General features: G+C 73.9%; 17 protein-coding genes. 7 read left to right on the forward strand and 10 right to left on the reverse strand.

Going from position 1 to position 15,858, the window contains the following annotated elements; translation table 11 throughout:
* The first annotated feature begins 3 nt into the window (after window positions 1-3).
* A complete protein-coding gene (locus tag ACFYUS_RS07485; protein WP_388847756.1) occupies window positions 4-945 on the forward strand; it encodes a lysophospholipid acyltransferase family protein in 942 nt (313 codons plus the stop codon).
* Here ACFYUS_RS07485 and egtD read toward each other — a convergent pair.
* Genes egtD through egtA form a run of 4 tightly spaced genes read right to left on the reverse strand, consistent with a single transcriptional unit; the run spans window position 840 to window position 5,135 of the window.
* Window positions 840-1,805, reverse strand: a complete 966-nt coding sequence (egtD, locus tag ACFYUS_RS07490) for an L-histidine N(alpha)-methyltransferase (RefSeq protein ID WP_388846906.1) — start codon at window positions 1,803-1,805, stop codon at window positions 840-842. The genes ACFYUS_RS07485 and egtD overlap by 106 nt on opposite strands.
* A complete protein-coding gene (gene egtC / locus ACFYUS_RS07495; RefSeq protein WP_388846908.1) occupies window positions 1,802-2,554 on the reverse strand; it encodes an ergothioneine biosynthesis protein EgtC in 753 nt (250 codons plus the stop codon). The genes egtD and egtC overlap by 4 nt, the downstream gene beginning before the upstream one ends.
* Window positions 2,554-3,879, reverse strand: a complete 1,326-nt coding sequence (gene egtB, locus ACFYUS_RS07500; protein ID WP_388846910.1) for an ergothioneine biosynthesis protein EgtB — start codon at window positions 3,877-3,879, stop codon at window positions 2,554-2,556. Before egtB ends, egtC begins: the two co-directional genes overlap by 1 nt.
* Window positions 3,876-5,135: an ergothioneine biosynthesis glutamate--cysteine ligase EgtA gene (egtA, locus tag ACFYUS_RS07505; protein ID WP_388846912.1), complete on the reverse strand. Its 1,260-nt coding sequence runs from the start codon at window positions 5,133-5,135 to the stop codon at window positions 3,876-3,878. The genes egtB and egtA overlap by 4 nt, the downstream gene beginning before the upstream one ends.
* A gap of 181 nt (window positions 5,136-5,316) precedes the next feature.
* Here egtA and ACFYUS_RS07510 point away from each other — a divergent pair, with 181 nt between their 5' ends.
* Window positions 5,317-6,147, forward strand: coding sequence for a TIGR02452 family protein (locus ACFYUS_RS07510; protein WP_388846914.1), 831 nt, complete (start codon window positions 5,317-5,319; stop codon window positions 6,145-6,147).
* A 9-nt stretch (window positions 6,148-6,156) separates the two neighbouring features.
* Here the strand turns inward: ACFYUS_RS07510 and ACFYUS_RS07515 are convergent, their stop codons facing one another.
* Window positions 6,157-6,573: a type II toxin-antitoxin system PemK/MazF family toxin gene (locus ACFYUS_RS07515; protein ID WP_388846916.1), complete on the reverse strand. Its 417-nt coding sequence runs from the start codon at window positions 6,571-6,573 to the stop codon at window positions 6,157-6,159.
* Between the two features lie 149 nt (window positions 6,574-6,722).
* Here ACFYUS_RS07515 and ACFYUS_RS07520 point away from each other — a divergent pair, with 149 nt between their 5' ends.
* Entirely contained in the window at window positions 6,723-6,893 is a 171-nt protein-coding gene (locus ACFYUS_RS07520) for a hypothetical protein (protein ID WP_388846918.1), read from the forward strand.
* Between the two features lie 60 nt (window positions 6,894-6,953).
* Here the strand turns inward: ACFYUS_RS07520 and ACFYUS_RS07525 are convergent, their stop codons facing one another.
* The 4 genes from ACFYUS_RS07525 to ACFYUS_RS07540 form a co-directional block, all read right to left on the reverse strand.
* Window positions 6,954-8,366: an SPFH domain-containing protein gene (locus tag ACFYUS_RS07525; protein ID WP_388846920.1), complete on the reverse strand. Its 1,413-nt coding sequence runs from the start codon at window positions 8,364-8,366 to the stop codon at window positions 6,954-6,956.
* Window positions 8,367-8,449: 83 nt separating this feature from the next.
* Window positions 8,450-8,680: a hypothetical protein gene (locus ACFYUS_RS07530; protein ID WP_388846922.1), complete on the reverse strand. Its 231-nt coding sequence runs from the start codon at window positions 8,678-8,680 to the stop codon at window positions 8,450-8,452.
* Between the two features lie 14 nt (window positions 8,681-8,694).
* Entirely contained in the window at window positions 8,695-9,402 is a 708-nt protein-coding gene (locus tag ACFYUS_RS07535; protein WP_388846924.1) for an alpha/beta fold hydrolase, read from the reverse strand.
* A gap of 69 nt (window positions 9,403-9,471) precedes the next feature.
* The gene (locus tag ACFYUS_RS07540; protein WP_388846927.1) at window positions 9,472-10,743 is read right to left on the reverse strand and encodes an MFS transporter; all 1,272 of its coding nucleotides are present in this window, start codon (window positions 10,741-10,743) and stop codon (window positions 9,472-9,474) included.
* 155 nt (window positions 10,744-10,898) lie between these two features.
* Here ACFYUS_RS07540 and ACFYUS_RS07545 point away from each other — a divergent pair, with 155 nt between their 5' ends.
* From ACFYUS_RS07545 to ACFYUS_RS07555, 3 genes are all read left to right on the forward strand, one after another.
* On the forward strand, window positions 10,899-11,933 hold the full coding sequence (locus tag ACFYUS_RS07545) for a LacI family DNA-binding transcriptional regulator (protein WP_388846929.1): 1,035 nt from the start codon (window positions 10,899-10,901) through the stop codon (window positions 11,931-11,933).
* A gap of 338 nt (window positions 11,934-12,271) precedes the next feature.
* A complete protein-coding gene (locus ACFYUS_RS07550) occupies window positions 12,272-12,541 on the forward strand; it encodes a hypothetical protein (protein ID WP_388846931.1) in 270 nt (89 codons plus the stop codon).
* Window positions 12,542-12,679: 138 nt separating this feature from the next.
* A complete protein-coding gene (locus ACFYUS_RS07555; protein ID WP_388846933.1) occupies window positions 12,680-13,867 on the forward strand; it encodes a thiolase family protein in 1,188 nt (395 codons plus the stop codon).
* 67 nt (window positions 13,868-13,934) lie between these two features.
* Here the strand turns inward: ACFYUS_RS07555 and trxA are convergent, their stop codons facing one another.
* Window positions 13,935-14,300, reverse strand: a complete 366-nt coding sequence (trxA, locus tag ACFYUS_RS07560) for a thioredoxin (protein ID WP_388846935.1) — start codon at window positions 14,298-14,300, stop codon at window positions 13,935-13,937.
* Between the two features lie 112 nt (window positions 14,301-14,412).
* On the opposite strand from trxA, the gene ACFYUS_RS07565 reads away from it, so the two are divergent.
* Window positions 14,413-15,858 (forward strand): dihydrolipoyl dehydrogenase family protein, encoded by a 1,446-nt coding sequence (locus ACFYUS_RS07565; RefSeq protein ID WP_388846937.1) that lies wholly within the window; start codon window positions 14,413-14,415, stop codon window positions 15,856-15,858.

Raw genomic sequence — 15,858 nt, forward strand, 5'->3', positions numbered from 1 at the left:
GCCCTGTCGCCGTGGCTCCCCACGGCGCCCTGCACCCCGGGCCACTGCGCCGCCCACCCGGACACCGGCCATGACGACCTCGCCGAACGGGCCGGTGCCGTCCTCGCCGCGGCCCGGCTGGCCGCCGGGACCGGCGCCGTCCTCCTCGGCGTCCTGCTCGCCCCGGCCGCGGCGCTCCTCCCGGCCGCCGCCCGCCTCGCCCTCGTCCGGAGCTGGGTGCGGGCGGTGGTCCGCGCCTTCGGCGTGCGCGTCCGGTACGAGGGGACGGCCGGCGCGGTCACCGGCCCGCTCCTCGTCGTCGCCAACCACGTCTCCTGGCTGGACATCCCCCTCGTGGCGTCCGTGCTGCCCGGCCGGATGGTGGCCAAGACGGAGGTCCGCCGCTGGCCCGTCCTCGGCACGCTCGCCGCATTCGGCGGGACCCTCTTCCTCGACCGCGACCGGCTCAGGGCCCTGCCCGGCGCCGTGCGGGCGATGGCCGGGGTGCTCGCCGGCGGGGGCAGGGTCGTCGTCTTCCCCGAGGGGTCGACCTGGTGCGGACGGGCCTCGGGGCGCTTCCGCCCGGCCGCCTTCCAGGCCGCCCTGGACAGTGGTTGCGCCGTGCTGCCGGTACGGATCGACTACCGGCCCACCGGAGCGGCGGCGTACGTCGGGGACGATCCGCTCGGCGCGTCGCTGTGGCGGGTCGTCACCGCACGGGAGATTGTCGCCAATATTCGAATATTGGATCCGATATCCAGCATTCAGTATCCGGACCGCCGCGCCCTCGCCGCGGCAGCCCAGCAGGCCGTCTCCCCGCAGGCCCTCTCCCAGCGGGCCGTCCCTCAGCCCGCTTCCCCTCAGGCCGCCGTCGACAAGGACAGCGCGAACCTGCCCTCGGCGTCCGTCCACCAGCGGGCCAGTTCGAGGTCCGCCGCCGCCAGCTCCTCCCGTACACCCGCCTGACGGAACTTCGCCGACACCTCCGTCCGCATCTCCTCGCCCGCCGCGAACGGCACCACGAGATCCAGTTCCGGGATCTTCACGGTCAGCGCGCGGCGGGCGCGCAGCCGCATCTCGATCCACTCCCGCTCGGCGTCCCACACCGCCACGTGCTCGAAGGCGGCCGGATCGGCGTCGGCGCCCAGCTCGCGGTCGATCACGGACAGGACGTTCTTGTTGAACTCGGCCGTCACCCCGGCCGCGTCGTCATAGGCGGCCACGAGCGTGGCCTCGTCCTTCACCAGGTCCGTGCCGAGCAGCAGGGCGTCGCCCGGCGTGAGCATCGCGCGGACCGAGCGCAGGAAGGTCCGCCGCTCGGCGGGGAGCAGATTGCCGATGGTGCCGCCGAGGAAGGCCACCAGGCGCGGCCCCGGCATCCCCGGCAGCGCGAGCCCCCGGGTGAAGTCGGCGACGAGCGCGTGCACCCACAGGTCCGGCCGGTCCGCGAGCAGCGTCTCGGCCGCTCCGACGAGGGCGGACTCGCTCACGTCCACGGGCACGTACGCGTCCAGACCCGGAAGCAGCGCGTCGATCAGGAACCGCGTCTTCTCGGAGGAGCCGGAGCCCAGCTCCACCAGGGTCCGGGCCCCGGTCGCTGCGGCGATCTCCGGCGCCCGCTCGATCAGGATCTCCCGCTCCGCTCGCGTGGGGTAGTACTCGGGCAGCCGGGTGATCTCCTCGAAGAGCTCGCTGCCCCGGGCGTCGTAGAACCACTTGGGCGGCAGCTCCTTGGGGGAGCGGGTCAGGCCGTGGAGGACGTCGGCGCGGAGATCGGCGCCGGCGGCGTCCGCGGCGAGGGTGCGGGTCAGCTGGAACGGGCTCACGCGGAGGGCTCCTTGAGCGGGGTGAGGGTGACGTCCGCGCGGTCGGCGGTGACGAGCGTGTGCTCGGGCACCTCCCGCCAGCGCGGATCGTCGTCGTACGGTTCGGAGGCCACGACCGTCCGGTCGGGGCCCGACAGGCACCAGAGGCTGTTCCGCCAGGACGTCGCGGCGATCCGCTCCCCGTCGGTCAGCAGCAGGTTCAGCCGGGAACCGGGGGCCGCGGCCGCGACCTCCCGCACCGTGTCGCCGAGGGCCGTCCCCGGCGCGTCCCCGGCCCGCAGCCGGTGCAGCACGAGCGCCCAGAGCAGCGCCGAGTCGGTGCGCGCCTCCAGGCGCAGCAGCTCTTCGGCCGGCAGTGCCCCGGCGAGCGCCGCGAGGGAGTCCGGCCAGCCCCCGACGGCGCCGTTGTGGCTGAACAGCCAGGGCCCGGCGGTGAACGGAGCCGCCGCGGCCTCCCCGTCGGCGCCGGGGAGCGTGGCCCCCCGGACCGCCCCGAGGAACGCCCCGGAGCGCACCACCCGGGCGAGGTCCGCGAAGGACAGGTCGCCCCAGATCGGGCCGGCCCGCCGGTACCGCGCGGGTACCGGATCCCCCTCGGCGTACCAGCCCACGCCGAACCCGTCGGCGTTCACCACGCCGCTGTCCTGCGTACGGGGCTCCCAGGACTGGCGCAGCAGGGCGTGCGCCGGCCGGACGAGGAGGTCTCCCAACGCCACCGGCCCGCCCACGTAGGCGAGATGACGGCACATCAGTCGAGCTCCGCGCTGCGCGCCGTCCGGAAGCCGGAGAAGATCTGGCGCCGGACCGGGAGGTCCCAGTTGCGGAAGGTGCCCCGGCAGGCGACCGGGTCCACCGCGAACGAACCGCCCCGCAGCACCTTGTGCTCCGGGCCGAAGAAAACCTCCGAGTACTCCTTGTACGGGAAGGCCGTGAACCCCGGATACGGCAGGAAGTCGCTCGCCGTCCACTCCCACACGTCACCGATCAGCTGCCGTACGCCGAGGGGCGAGGCCCCCGCCGGATAGCTGCCCGCCGGCGCGGGCCGCAGGTGCCGCTGCCCGAGGTTCGCGTGCTCCGGACCCGGATCCGCGTCGCCCCACGGATAGCGGCGGGAGCGCCCGGACGCCGGGTCGTGGCGGGCCGCCTTCTCCCACTCCGCCTCGGTCGGCAGCCGCCGCCCCGCCCAGCGCGCGTAGGCGTCCGCCTCGTACCAGCTGACGTGCAGGACCGGTTCCTCCTCGGGCACCGGCTCCGTCACCCCGAAACGGCGGCGCAGCCACTGCCCGCCGTCCTTGCGCCAGAACAGCGGGGCCCCGATGCCGTGCTCCCGGATCTGCGCCCAGCCCTCCGGCCGCCACCAGCGGCGGTCGGTGTAGCCGCCGTCGGCGATGAAGGCGAGGTAGGCGCCGTTCGTGACGGGGGTCGTGTCGATGTGGAAGGCGGGGACGACGCGGTGGTGCGCCGGCCGTTCGTTGTCCAGGGCCCAGGGCTCGTCCGAGGTTCCCATGGTGAACGGACCGCCGGGGACGAGGACTTCGGTGGGCAGCGGGCCGGACCGCAGGTCCGGCGGCGGGGGAGCGGTCAGCGCGACCGGCCCCTTCCGCAGCTGATGGGTGATCAGCATCGTCTCGTCGTGCTGCTGCTCGTGCTGGGCGATCATGCCGAACGCGAAGCCCGCGTCGAGCAGTGGCCGCCCCTCCAGCGGGGTCCGCTCCAGCACGTCGAGGACCCGGAGCCGGACGTCCGCCACGTAGACGCGGGCCTCGCCCGGCGAGAGCAGCGGCAGCGACGGGCGGGTCGCGCGCGGATGCTGGAAGGCGTCGTACAGCGAGTCGATCTCGGGCCGCAGAGCCTCGCGCCCCGCGACGGCCCGCCACAGCCACTGCTCCTCCTGGTTCCCGACGTGCGCCAGGTCCCAGACCAGCGGGGACATCAACGGCGAGTGCTGCGCGGTGAGTTCGCCGTCCTCCACGCAGGAGGTGAGGAGCGCGGTGCGGTCCCGCGCGGCGGTGAGGGCGTCGAGGGCCCGCCTCCGCAGGACCTCGGGATCCGCTCCCGTCCCGGTCGCGGTCATGACGTCACCACCTCGAAGTCGTCGGCCGGGCAGCTCCCGGGGATCACGTACCGTTCCTGGAAGGCGGCGACCGCCCGCCGCACCTCCTCGCTCGCCCCGATCCGGGGCAGCGCGTCGAGCGCGGCGGAGAACACCGCACGGGCGGCGGCGTGCAGCCCGGGATCGGCGAGACCGTCACGGGCCGCCGCCAGCCACAGCGGATTGCGCGGGGCGGGCCCGGGACCCGCCTGCTCCGCGAGGGGCTTCACCGCCCGGTACACGGCCTCCGCCGCCTCCGGGTCCTCGAACACGGCCGTCGTCACCGCCACCGGCACCATCCAGCCGTCCGGGCCCGACTGCGCGTCCACCATCCGCAGCTCCAGATGGCCGCGCGGCCGCACCGGCGGGAACAGCGTCGTCATGTGATACCGCAGATCGTCGGCGTCGGCCGGGCGCGGAAGTCCCGTCCGCAGCCACTCCCGGAAGGTCAGCCCCTCCGGCACCGCCCACGGCCCCTCCTCGGCCCGCACGCACATCACCGGCGTGTCCAGGACGTGCGCCGCCCACTCCGCGCGCGGCTCCCCGTCCGGCGGCGGCGCGAGCGCCCGCCGGGGGTCGAGGTCCGTCCACAGGGCCTGCCGCGTCGAGCGCCAGCCGGTGCGGCGCCCGCCGTGGACCGGGGAGTTGGCGAACGCGGCCACCAGCACCGCGCCGAGCAGATGGGCGAGCTGCCAGCGCCGGTGGTAGCCGAGCGGACCCGGCTCCTCCAGACCGGCGTCCAGGCAGATCTGCACCGAGGCCGAGTCGCACATCATCGCCCGCCCGGACGGCCCGGTCCGGCCGAGCACGGTCTCCATCGCGTCGTACCGCGGCTCGTGCAGGACCCGGTCGCGCGGCGCGTGCCAGGGGTCCACCCCGTAACCGCTGAGGGTCAGACCGAGCGGCCCGAGCGCGGCCCGCACCGCGCGCAGATCGGCGGCGAGCGAGTCGAGGCACTCCATGAGGGAGCCGGCCGGGCGCGAGCTGAGCTCCAGCTGCCCGCCGGGTTCGAACGTGAGGGCCGACACCAGGGGCACGGCCCGTACGGTGTCGAGCGCGGCCGCGAGCCTCGGCGGCCGTACGGGAAGACGGGGGTCGCGCAGCTCGTGCACGAGCCACTCCAGCTCCACCCCCACCGTGCGGGGCGGACCCGTCTTGAAACAGATACATCGCAGCAGGTCCTCCGCCTCCGCCTCGGTCAGAGGGGGGCCGCCACGCGGTATGCCGCTGGGCGACATCCGTGCACCTCCTGGTCCTCGGGGTCGAGCTGCTGCTTCCACCTAAAGCCACCGTCGGACGGCGTGCAAGAGCGCCCCGGTCGTCCCCCGCGCGCCCCCTGTGCCCCCACTTGTCCAAAATTCCCCGCAGCCCCGTAAAACCCGTTGTCCCCACCGGAACGAAACGATCAAGCTGAGGAGCATGAGTGCACGACTGCGCGCGATCGCGCGGCAGACCGAGGAGATCGTCGCGGCGGGCCACTACCGCGCCCCCGACGGCCGGACGGTCTCCCTGGCCGAGGACCTGGCCGCCGCCCTGGCCGGAACCCGTCTCCACGGTCCCGAACCCGTCCCGGTCACCCCCGACACCGACCGCGTGCCCACCCTCACGGTCACCCCCGAGAGCAGCCTCGCGGCGGCCCGCCGCATGACCACGGCGGACCCCACCCGCCCGGTCGCCGTCCTGAACTTCGCCTCGGCCCGCAACCCGGGCGGCGGCTACCTCAACGGCGCCCAGGCCCAGGAAGAGGCCCTCTGCCGGGCCTCCGCCCTCCACTCCACCCTGCTGCGCGCCCCCGCCTACTACGCCCACCACCGGGCCGAACGGGAGGCCTTCTACACGGACCGGGTCATCCACTCGCCCCGCGTCCCCGTCTTCCGCGACGACCGCGGCGCCCTGCTCCCCGAGCCCTTCACGGTCGGCTTCCTCACCTCGCCCGCACCCAACGCGGGCGTCGTCCGCCGCCGGACCCCCGAACGCGCCGACCGCCTGCCCGCCGCCCTCGCCTCCCGCGCGGAACGCGTCCTGGAGACGGCCGCCGCGGCCGGATACCGGCGGCTCGTCCTCGGCGCCTGGGGCTGCGGCGTCTTCCAGAACGACCCGGCGGAGGTCGCGGGCGCCTTCAAGGCCCTCCTCACCGGCGAGGGCCGCTTCGCCGGTCACTTCGAGGAGATCACCTTCGCCGTCCTGGACCGCTCCACCGGCACCCCGACCCTCGCCGCGTTCCGGCGGGTGCTCGGCGAGGGCGGCTGACCGGGACCGTCAGGACCAGCCGTACCGCTCCACGAGCCGGTCCGCCACCAGGTCGAACCGGGGCCGGTCCAGGGCGCAGGCCTCGCGGCGCATGCCCGACTCGTGCACCCGCAGCACCCGGTCCAGGTCCACCCAGGACTCGCGCCGGTCGGCGTCCCAGGAACCCGTTCCGATCGGCACCCACTCCCGGTCGTGATCGTGCCGCTTGCTGGACAGCTGGACGGCGAGCAGGGTGCCGGACTCCTCCCGCGCCACGACGAGCACCGGCCGGTCCTTGCCCCTGCCGTCGTTCTCCTCGAACGGCACCCAGGTCCAGACGATCTCCCCGGGGTCGGGCGCCCCGTCGCAGTCCGGCGCGTAGGAGGTGCGGACGGGCCCGATCAGCTGCGGATCGGCCTCGGTCGTGGAGTGCGGGTACGTCGTCATGAGGGCCACCGTAGGGCCTGCCGGGACGGTTCCGGGGCCTCTCTCCGTACGCGATGCACACGACCGGCCTGACGTGCGGGTCTCGTACCCCCGTGCCAGGCTGAGGGCAGGCGGACCACCGTCCGACACCCGTCACGGGAGGCACGATCGTGGGCAAGAAACAGACCCGGACGAACCGGGGAGCCCGTACCGGCGGCCATGAGCACCGCACCGACGCGGTCGCGAAGGAGAAGAGCGCGCCGGCCCCCGCGAGAGAGACGTCGATGCCCCTCGTCGAGCACGCGTCCCACCGCAAGGAGCGGAAGTTCGGCCACAACTAGGCCGAGCGGATCACACGAAAGGGCCCGGTGCCGTGACGGCACCGGGCCCTTCGTACGCGCCTACCGCTCGTCGCCGACCGGGATCTCCACGGTCTCCTCGGCCCGTGGTGCCGGCAGAACCGCTCCGCCCAGCTTCTCCTGCGCCGCCGGGTTCATCGTGGCCAGGAGCTGGCGGGCCAGGCCGAGGCCCGTTCCGCCCATGGTCAGCGCCTTGGCGAAGACGTCCGCCATGCCGTCGGCGCCGTTGAGCAGGACCATCTGGTCGACGTTCCCGAAGGCGGACGCGCCCGCGGAGACGATCTCCGGCCATTTCTCGGCCAGCTGCTGGGCGACCACGGCCTCCTGGTTCTCCGCGAGCGCCGCCGCCCGTGCCTTGATCGCCTCGGCCTCCGCCAGACCCTTCGCGCGCGTGGCCTCGGCGACCGCGAGGCCCTTGGCGTGCTGCGCCGCCGCCTCGGCCTCACCGGTGAGCCGGGTCGCCGTGGCCTTCGCCGCGCTCGCCAGCTCCGTCTCCTTCGCCTCGGCCTCGGCGGCCGAGATCCGGGCGTCACGCTCGGCCGCGGCCAGCGTCCGGGTCTCGTACGCCATCGCGTCGGCCGGCTTGCGGACCTCCGCCTGGAGCTGCTGCTCCTTGCGGAGGCCCTCCAGCTCGGCGACCCGGGTCTCCTGGACGACGACCTCCTGGCGCGAGGCCGCGTCGGCGAGCGGGCCGGCCTGCCGGGCCCGGGCGGACGCCTGGTCCCGCTCGGCCTGGTAGCCCGCCTGGAGGATCTCGCTGTCGCGGGTCGCCTCCGACATGCGCGCCGCGGCCTGCTGCTCGGCCTCGGTCGCCCGCCGGTTCGCCTCCGCCTGAGCGATCCGCGCGTCCCGCTGGACGGCGGCCGCGTGCGGGGCGGCCAGGTTCTTGATGTACCCGGTCGGGTCCTCGATCTCGTGGATCTGCAGCGAGTCGACGATCAGACCGAGCTTCTCCATCTCCGTGCCACAGGCCGACCGCGCCTGCCCGGTCAGCTTCTCCCGGTCACGGATCATGTCCTCGACCGTCAACCCGCCGACGATGGCGCGGAGATGACCGGCGAAGACGATGTGCACCCGCTCCGACATCAGCTTCTGCTGGTCGAGGAAGCGGCGGGCGGCGTTGGCGATCGACACGAAGTCGTCACCGACCTTGAAGATCACCACACCGCGGACCTTCAGCGGAATGCCCTGGTGGGTGACGCACTCGACGGACAGCTGCGTCTCGTTGAGGTCCAGCGAGAGCTTCCGCACCGCCTGCACACCGGGGAGCACGAGGGTGCCCCGACCGGTGACGATGCGGAACCCCATGCCCGTGCCGAGGCCCTCCATCTTGTGGTTGGAACCGGAGATGATCAGCGCCTCGTTGGGTTCCGCGACGCGCCACATCATTTTGAACACACCGATCAGAACGACGAGCGCGCCGACGACGACGCCCGCCAGAATGCCGATGCTCATGGACAAGGTCCCCCTTCACCGGAGCCGAGCGGACCCGGTGAAGGGAGTGTGCGCCCGTGACGGGCGCACACTCAACGGTTCGGTCAACTGTCGTACGCGGCTGTGACATAGACGGTGCGTGGAGGGAGATGTTCCATGACCATCACGACCGTTCCGACCTCGATCCGCTCCTTCGGCGAGGCGGGATGCGCGAGGAAGTGCTCGGCACCACCGCGGATCCGGACGATCACCTCGCCGACGAGGCCGGGGCCGACGGTGCCGGTCACCCGGCCGAGCAGTCCCACCATCGAGCTGTCCATCGACTCGTCGTCCATGGCTGAACGGTACGTCAGATCCAGCCCTCCAGGGCGGAGATGAACCCGTCGAAGTCGTCCCGGTGGATCGTGTGCCCCGCTCCCTCCACCGTACGGAGTTCGAATCCGCGGTCGGCGAGCATCCCGGCGTGCTCCGGCCGGACCAGCACGCTCGGATCGGCGAGGGTGACGAGGGAGGGCACCACGGGCCGGGCCGGCCACAGGTCGGCGCCCACGAACGGCGTGAGGCCGTGGGCCGTCCGCTCGTCCCAGTCCCGTACCGAGGCCATCTCGATGTCGACGTCCTCCTCCGGCCAGTGCGGGTTGAAGCCCCTGATCTGCTCCCGGGTCATCGACTTGCCCCGGACGAAGAGCTCGGCCCGGTAGCCGCAGGGGCCGGCCGACAGGTGCCAGGCCGGGTCGGAGTACACCGCCCTGGCCGGCGCGAGGCGCTCCACCGCCTGCGCGAGGACGAGCCCGCCGAGCGAGTGGCCGATCGCCAGCTCCGCGCCGGCGGGGAGGGTCTCGACGAGGTCGTCGGCGTGGTCCTCCGGGCGGTACGCCTCCGGGCCCGCGGCCCGGCCGCTCGCCCCGTGTCCCCGCAGGTCCACGGCGATCACCCGGTAGCCGCGCTCCGCGAGCGCCGGCCCGACCCGGCGCCAGGTGCGGTGGTCGGCCATGATGCCGTGGACGAGCAGGGCGGTCCGGTCACCGGATCCCCATGTGGTGGTGTGCAGTCGCATGGCGCCACCTTTCCTTCGGTGCTCGGTGCTCGGTGCTCGGTGCTCGGTGCTCGGCGGGTGCCGACGGGGTCAGCGCACGCTGCGGATGGGGCGCACGGCCAGCGCGCCGAGTACCGACAGTACGGCCGCGATCAGGAAGAGCGCCGTGTATCCGCCACTCAGCGAGACGATGAGCGAGGCCACGAAGGGGGCGACGATCTGCGGGCCGGCGTTGGCGACGTTGAGGACGCCCATGTCCCGGGCCGCGTCCTCGGCCTTGGGCAGCACCATGGTCACCAGGGCGGTGTCGACGGCCATGTAGCAGCCGAAGCCGAGGCCGTTGACGACGGAGAAGGCCAGCATCGCGGCCCAGCTGCTGGAGACGGCCGGGATGACCAGCGCGACGGCGGCGAGGACGGCGGAGGCGCCGACGAAGAGCTTGCGGCGGGCGAAGCGGTCCGAGAGCCAGCCGCCGAGGACGGTGGAGACCACCATGGCGACCGAGTTGACCGGCATGAGGATCGCCACGGCCTCCTCGGGGCTCAGCCCGGCGGGCAGGTCGGTGTGGTCCTTGAGGATGTACAGCTGGAACCCGGCCACCGCGAAGTAGCCGAGGATGAGCAGGGCGCGGCCGATGAAGGCCCAGCGGAAGTCGTGGTTCCTGAGGGCGCTGCCGAAGGCCGCGATCTGCTCCTTGACCGGCAGCGGCGCCTTCGGGGGCATGCGCTCCTCGCGGGCGCAGGTGGTGAACAGCACGGCGGTGGCGGCGACGATCGCGCCGAAGACGAGGTAGCCGGTGCGGTAGTGCTCGGAGAAGGCCGCGCCGACGAGGGCGCCGATCGTGGAGCCGATGGGGAGGCCGAGTCCGACGGCGGCCGAGGCCTTGCCGCGCGAGGCCATGGGGATCCGGTCGGGGACCACGGAGGTGATGGCCGCCTGGTAGATGTTCATGACGGCCTGGCCCAGACACCAGGCGATGGTGACGAGCAGGATCGTGTGCACGCTGCCGAGGAGCAGCATCACGGGGAGGGCGAGCAGGCCGCCGGCGAGGATCCACGGGTTGCGGCGGCCCGAGCGGTCGGAGAGGGCGCCCGCGACCGGGTTGAAGACCGTGGCGAAGATCGCGGATATGCCGGAGACGAGGCCGAAGTTCGCCACCTTGTCGGCGGGGTCGATGTCCTCGATCTGGAGCGCGAGGAGCATGCCGGGGACGCCGATGTACAGGGCGTACATCGCGGTGTTCCCGGCGAGCAGCAGGGGCAGCAGGCCGCGCGTCGGCCGGGGGGGCGCGGGGGAGCCGGTGGCGGTGGCGGAGTCGGGGGCGCCCGTGTCGGAGCCGGTCCCGGGGGAGGAAAGGGCCACTTTGCCCTCCTGAGGAGATCGCCCGATGCGGGGGCGAGGAGCGGATTGAACGATATGGTTACACGTGTCACTGACACGTGTGAACATTGTGTAGCACTCATTTCCGGCCATCCGCCAGACCCGGGGCCGGATTGGTCTGGAAAGATGCCGGATCGATGAGCCAGCCAACCGAACAGTCCCCCGAACGCCCCTCCGGGCGCGCGGTCCCGACCAGCGCCGATGTCGCGCGCCTCGCGGGCGTGTCCCGGGCCACCGTCTCGTACGTCCTGAACAACACCGCGGCCGTCCGCATCAGCGAGCCGACCCGGCAGCGGGTGCGCGAGGCCGCCGAGGAGCTGGGCTACGTGCCGCACGCCGCGGCCCGCAGCCTGCGCGCGGGCCACAGCCGCATGGTGCTGCTCCCGACCCCCCACGTCGCGGTCGGGCCGCTGTACAGCCAGTTCTTCAACGACTTCCAGTGGGCGCTGCGCCGCCTCGACTACACGGTCGTGCAGTACGGCAGCGTCGGCCTGGAGCCCGAGGAGGCCGCCCGTGCCTGGGCCGAGCTGCGGCCGGTGGCCGTGGTCTCCGTCGGCGAGGTCGAGCTCACCGGGCCGGGCGTCGAGATCCTCAAGCGGTCCGGGGCCCGGGCCGTGATCACCCTCGGCACCCAGCGCGTGGAGGGCGCCCACGCCCTCGTCATGGACCAGGGGCGGGTCGGCGAGGTCGCCACCCGGCACCTCGTGGAGACCGGCCGGCGTCGGATCGGCGTCGTCGTGCCCGAGGAGCCGGGCCTCAGCCTGTTCTCCGGCCCCCGCCTCGACGGGGCGCGCCGCGCCGCCGAGGGCACCGGCGCCACCGTCGTACCCCTGCCGCTGCGGTACGAGGAGGAGTCGGCGGAGGCGCTCGCCGCGCGGTGGCGCGAGCTGGGGCTCGACGGCGTCTTCGCGTACAACGACGAGTACGCGATGCTCCTGATGCGGGCGCTCCAGGACGTCGGGATCTCCGTCCCCGAGCAGACCGCCGTGATCGGCGCCGACGACCTGCTCCTCGGCCGGCTCCTCCGGCCCCGCCTCAGCACCGTACGGATCGACATGGTGCCCGGCCACGAGCTGGCGGAGCTGGTCGACCGCGCCGTACGGGAACCGGACACCGTGCCCCTCTCCCGCGACCTGCTCGACTCGCGGGTCGTCCGACGGGAGTCCAGCTGAACGGCGGGAACGGCCGGAGTGCCGCCCGGCGGGCCGGCTGAGCGGTGACGACGGCCGGGGTGCCGTCCGGCGGGAGCCCGGCCGGGCGGCGGGATAGGCCGGGGTCGTCGTCCGGCGGCAGTCCGGCTGATCGGCGGGACCGCTGCCGGGCGGGGGTCCGGGGAGCGGTGGCAGTGGCCGGGGTCGTCGTCCGGCGGGAGTCCGGCTGATCGGCGGGACCGCTGCCGGGTGGGGGTCCGGGGAGCGGTGACGGCGGCCGGGGCCGTGGTCCGGCGGGAGTCCGGCCGGGGGTCGGGTTCGGGCGGGCGGGGCTTCGGTCGAGCGCTTAGCTTCGGTGCATGAGCACAGTTCCGAAGCGGTTCGAGATCCTGCTGGTGCCCGAGCACGTCGAGGACCGGGGCGGCGCCTCGGTCGTGGACAGCGCGGTCCGCACGGCCGTCGTCGAGGCCACCGGGCGGCACGGCGAGACGGGCTACCCGATCTACGAGGGACACGGGATCCGTGCCGACATCGACCTCGGGACGCTCACGGTCGAGGCGCTGCTCGTCGACGGCCGCGAACTCGACTACGGCCTCACGGCCCTCGTCCGCCCCGCGGCGACCCACTGATCCCCCTCCCTCCCCGGTGTCCCGAAGGGGCCCGTTGACACGGCGGGCCGTCCGGCAGAGACTCTGCGCGCCCGATGGGGCGAAGATTGCTTCACCAGGCGAACAGAGTCGTTCCGCAGGTCACGTGGGAGAGAACCGATGAGCATCCGCGACGTCTACATCGTCGACGCCGTCCGCACCCCGATCGGGAAGTTCGGGGGCGCCCTCGCCTCCGTCCGTCCCGACGACCTCGCGGCCCATGTCGTCCGCGCGCTCGTCGACCGCTCGCCGGCGCTCGACCCCGCGCGCGTGGACGACGTCTACTTCGGCGACGCCAACGGCGCGGGCGAGGACAACCGCGACGTCGCGCGGATGGCCGTCCTGCTCGCCGGGCTGCCCGTCAGCGTCCCCGGCGTCACCGTCAACCGCCTCTGCGGCTCCGGCCTCGAAGCCGTCGTCCAGGCGGCCCGCGCCATCGCCCTCGGCGACGCCTCCGTGGCGATCGCGGGCGGCGTCGAGTCGATGTCCCGTGCCCCCTGGGTCCTGCAGAAGCCCGAGCGGGCCTTCCCCGCCGGCCACCAGCAGCTCCACTCCACGACCCTCGGCTGGCGCATGACGAACCCGAAGATGCCCGCCGAGTGGACGGTCGCGCTCGGCGAGGGCGCCGAGCTCGTCGCCGACAAGCACGGCCTGACCCGCGAGCAGCAGGACGCCTTCGCCCTCGCCAGCCACCGCAAGGCGGCCGAGGCCTGGGCGAAGGGGCTCTACGACGACGAGGTCGTCCCGTACCCCGGGGTGGAGCTCACCCGCGACGAGTGCATCCGCGACTCCACGTCGATGGAGGCCCTCGCCAAGCTCAAGCCCGCCTTCCGCGCCGAGGGCGGCACCGTCACCCCGGGCAACTCCTCGCCGCTCAACGACGGCGCCGCCGCCCTGCTCCTCGTCGACGAGGACGGACTGCGCGAGACCGGCCGCGAGCCCCTCGCCCGGATCCGTACCTCCGCGGTCACCGGGATCGAGCCGCAGCTCTTCGGCCTCGGCCCGGTCGAGGCGGTCCGCCGGGCCCTGGGGAAGGCCGGGCGTTCCTTCGCCGACCTGACGACCTTCGAGCTCAACGAGGCCTTCGCGGCCCAGGCGCTCGGCTGCCTCGCGGAATGGCCGGAACTGGACCCCGAGATCGTGAACCCGCGGGGCGGGGCGGTCGCCCTGGGGCACCCGCTGGGCGCGTCCGGTGCCCGGCTGGCCGGCTCGGTGGCGCACCAGCTCGCGGCGGCCGGCTCCGGCACGGGCCTCGCGGCGCTGTGCATCGGCGTCGGCCAGGGCATCGCGCTGGTCCTGGAGCGCTAGGCCCCAGGCGTACGGACATGACGCGAGGGGGGTACGGGAGGCTCTCCCGTACCCCCCTCGCCGCGGGTCACTTCGCCTGCGCCTCCGCGATGGACTTGCGCACCTCGTCCATGTCCAGCTTGCGCGCCTGCCCGATGACGTCCTCGAGGGCGGCCTCCGGCAGCGCTCCGGGCTGCGCGAACACGGCCACGTTGTCCCGGACGATCATCAGGGTCGGGATCGAGCGGATCTCGAACGCCGCCGCCAGCTCCTGCTGCGCCTCGGTGTCCACCTTGGCGAAGACGAGGTCCTGGTGGCGCTCGGAGGCCGCCTCGAAGACCGGGCCGAACTGACGGCAGGGACCGCACCAGGAAGCCCAGAAGTCGATCAGAACGAAGTCCCCTCCGCCCACGATCTCGTCGAAGTTGTCCTTGGTGAGCTCTACGGTGCTCATGCTGCCTGCCTTTCGGGTCCTGGCGTGGTCCTCACGTTCCCCTGGGGACTCGCCCGGCACAACGGCGTATCGAGCCGCGCTATTCCGCACCGCGGCCACCAGACTGGGACCCATGACACGAACGGTGGAAGACGAGCACGCCTACGACGTGGTGGTGATCGGCGCGGGCCCGGTCGGAGAGAACGTCGTCGACCGGGTGCGGGCGGGCGGCCTCACCGCGGCGATCGTCGAGAGCGAGCTGATCGGCGGCGAGTGCTCGTACTGGGCGTGCATGCCCAGCAAGGCACTGCTCCGCCCCGCGATCGCCCGCTCGGACGCGCGGAAGGTCGCCGGCCTGCGCGAGTCGGTCTACGGCCCGCTGGACGCGATGGAGGTCTTCGCCCACCGGGACAGGGTCGTCGGCCACTGGAAGGACGACGGCCAGATCGACTGGCTGGACTCGATCGGCGTACGGGCCTTCCGGGGGCACGGCCGGCTCCAGGGGCCGCGCCGGGTCGAGGTCACGAGCCCCGAGGGCGAGCGCCACGTGCTCACCGCCCGGCACGCGGTCGCCGTCTGCACCGGCACCCGCCCGCTCCTCCCGGAGCTGCCGGGACTGCCCGCGGCGCATCCCTGGACCAGCCGTGAGGCGACCAGCTCCGACCGGGTCCCCGAGCGGCTCGTCGTGGTCGGCGGGGGAGTGGTGGGCGTGGAGATGGCCACCGCCTGGCAGGCCCTCGGCGCGAAGGTGACCCTGCTCGTACGGGGCGGGGGGCTGCTGCCGCGCATGGAACCGTTCCTCGGGGAACACGTGGCCGCCGCGCTCGCCTCGCGCGGCGCGGACGTCCGGACCGGCGTGGCGGTGAGCGCGGTGGTGCGCGACGGGGGCACCGGCCCGGTCACCGTGGTCCTGGAGGGCGGCGACCACGTCGAGGGCGACGAGGTGCTCTTCGCGACGGGACGGAAGCCGCGCACCGAGGACATCGGCCTGGGGACGGTCGGCCTGACGCCGGGCTCCTGGCTCGACGTCGACGACAGCCTCCGGGTCACCGGAAGCGACTGGCTCTACGCCGTCGGGGACGTCAACCACCGCGCCCTGATGACCCACCAGGGCAAGTACCAGGCCCGGATCGCGGGCGCGGCGATCGCCGCCCGCGCGCAGGGCGGCGACGCGTCCCTGGACACCGGGCGGTGGGGCGCGCACACGGCCACCGCCGACCACGCCGCCGTGCCGCAGGTCGTGTTCAGCGACCCCGAGGCGGCGGCCGTCGGGCTCAGCCTCGCCGAGGCGGAGCGGGCCGGGTACCGGGTCCGGGCCGTGGACCTCGACATGCGGGCCGTCGCCGGAGCCGGTCTGTACGCCCAGGGGTACCGGGGGCACGCCCGGATGGTCGTCGACCTCGACCGGGAGGTGGTCCTCGGCGCCGCCTTCGTCGGGCCCGGCATCGGGGAGCTCCTCCACTCGGCGACGGTCGCGGTCGCGGGCGAGGTGCCGATCGCCCGCCTGTGGCACGCAGTCCCCGCGTACCCGACGCTGAGCGAGGCGTGGCTGCGCCTGCTCGAGGCCTACCGGGGCTGA

Origin of the sequence: Streptomyces sp. NPDC004284 (genome assembly GCF_042874035.1) — a bacterium.
GTDB lineage: Bacteria > Actinomycetota > Actinomycetes > Streptomycetales > Streptomycetaceae > Streptomyces.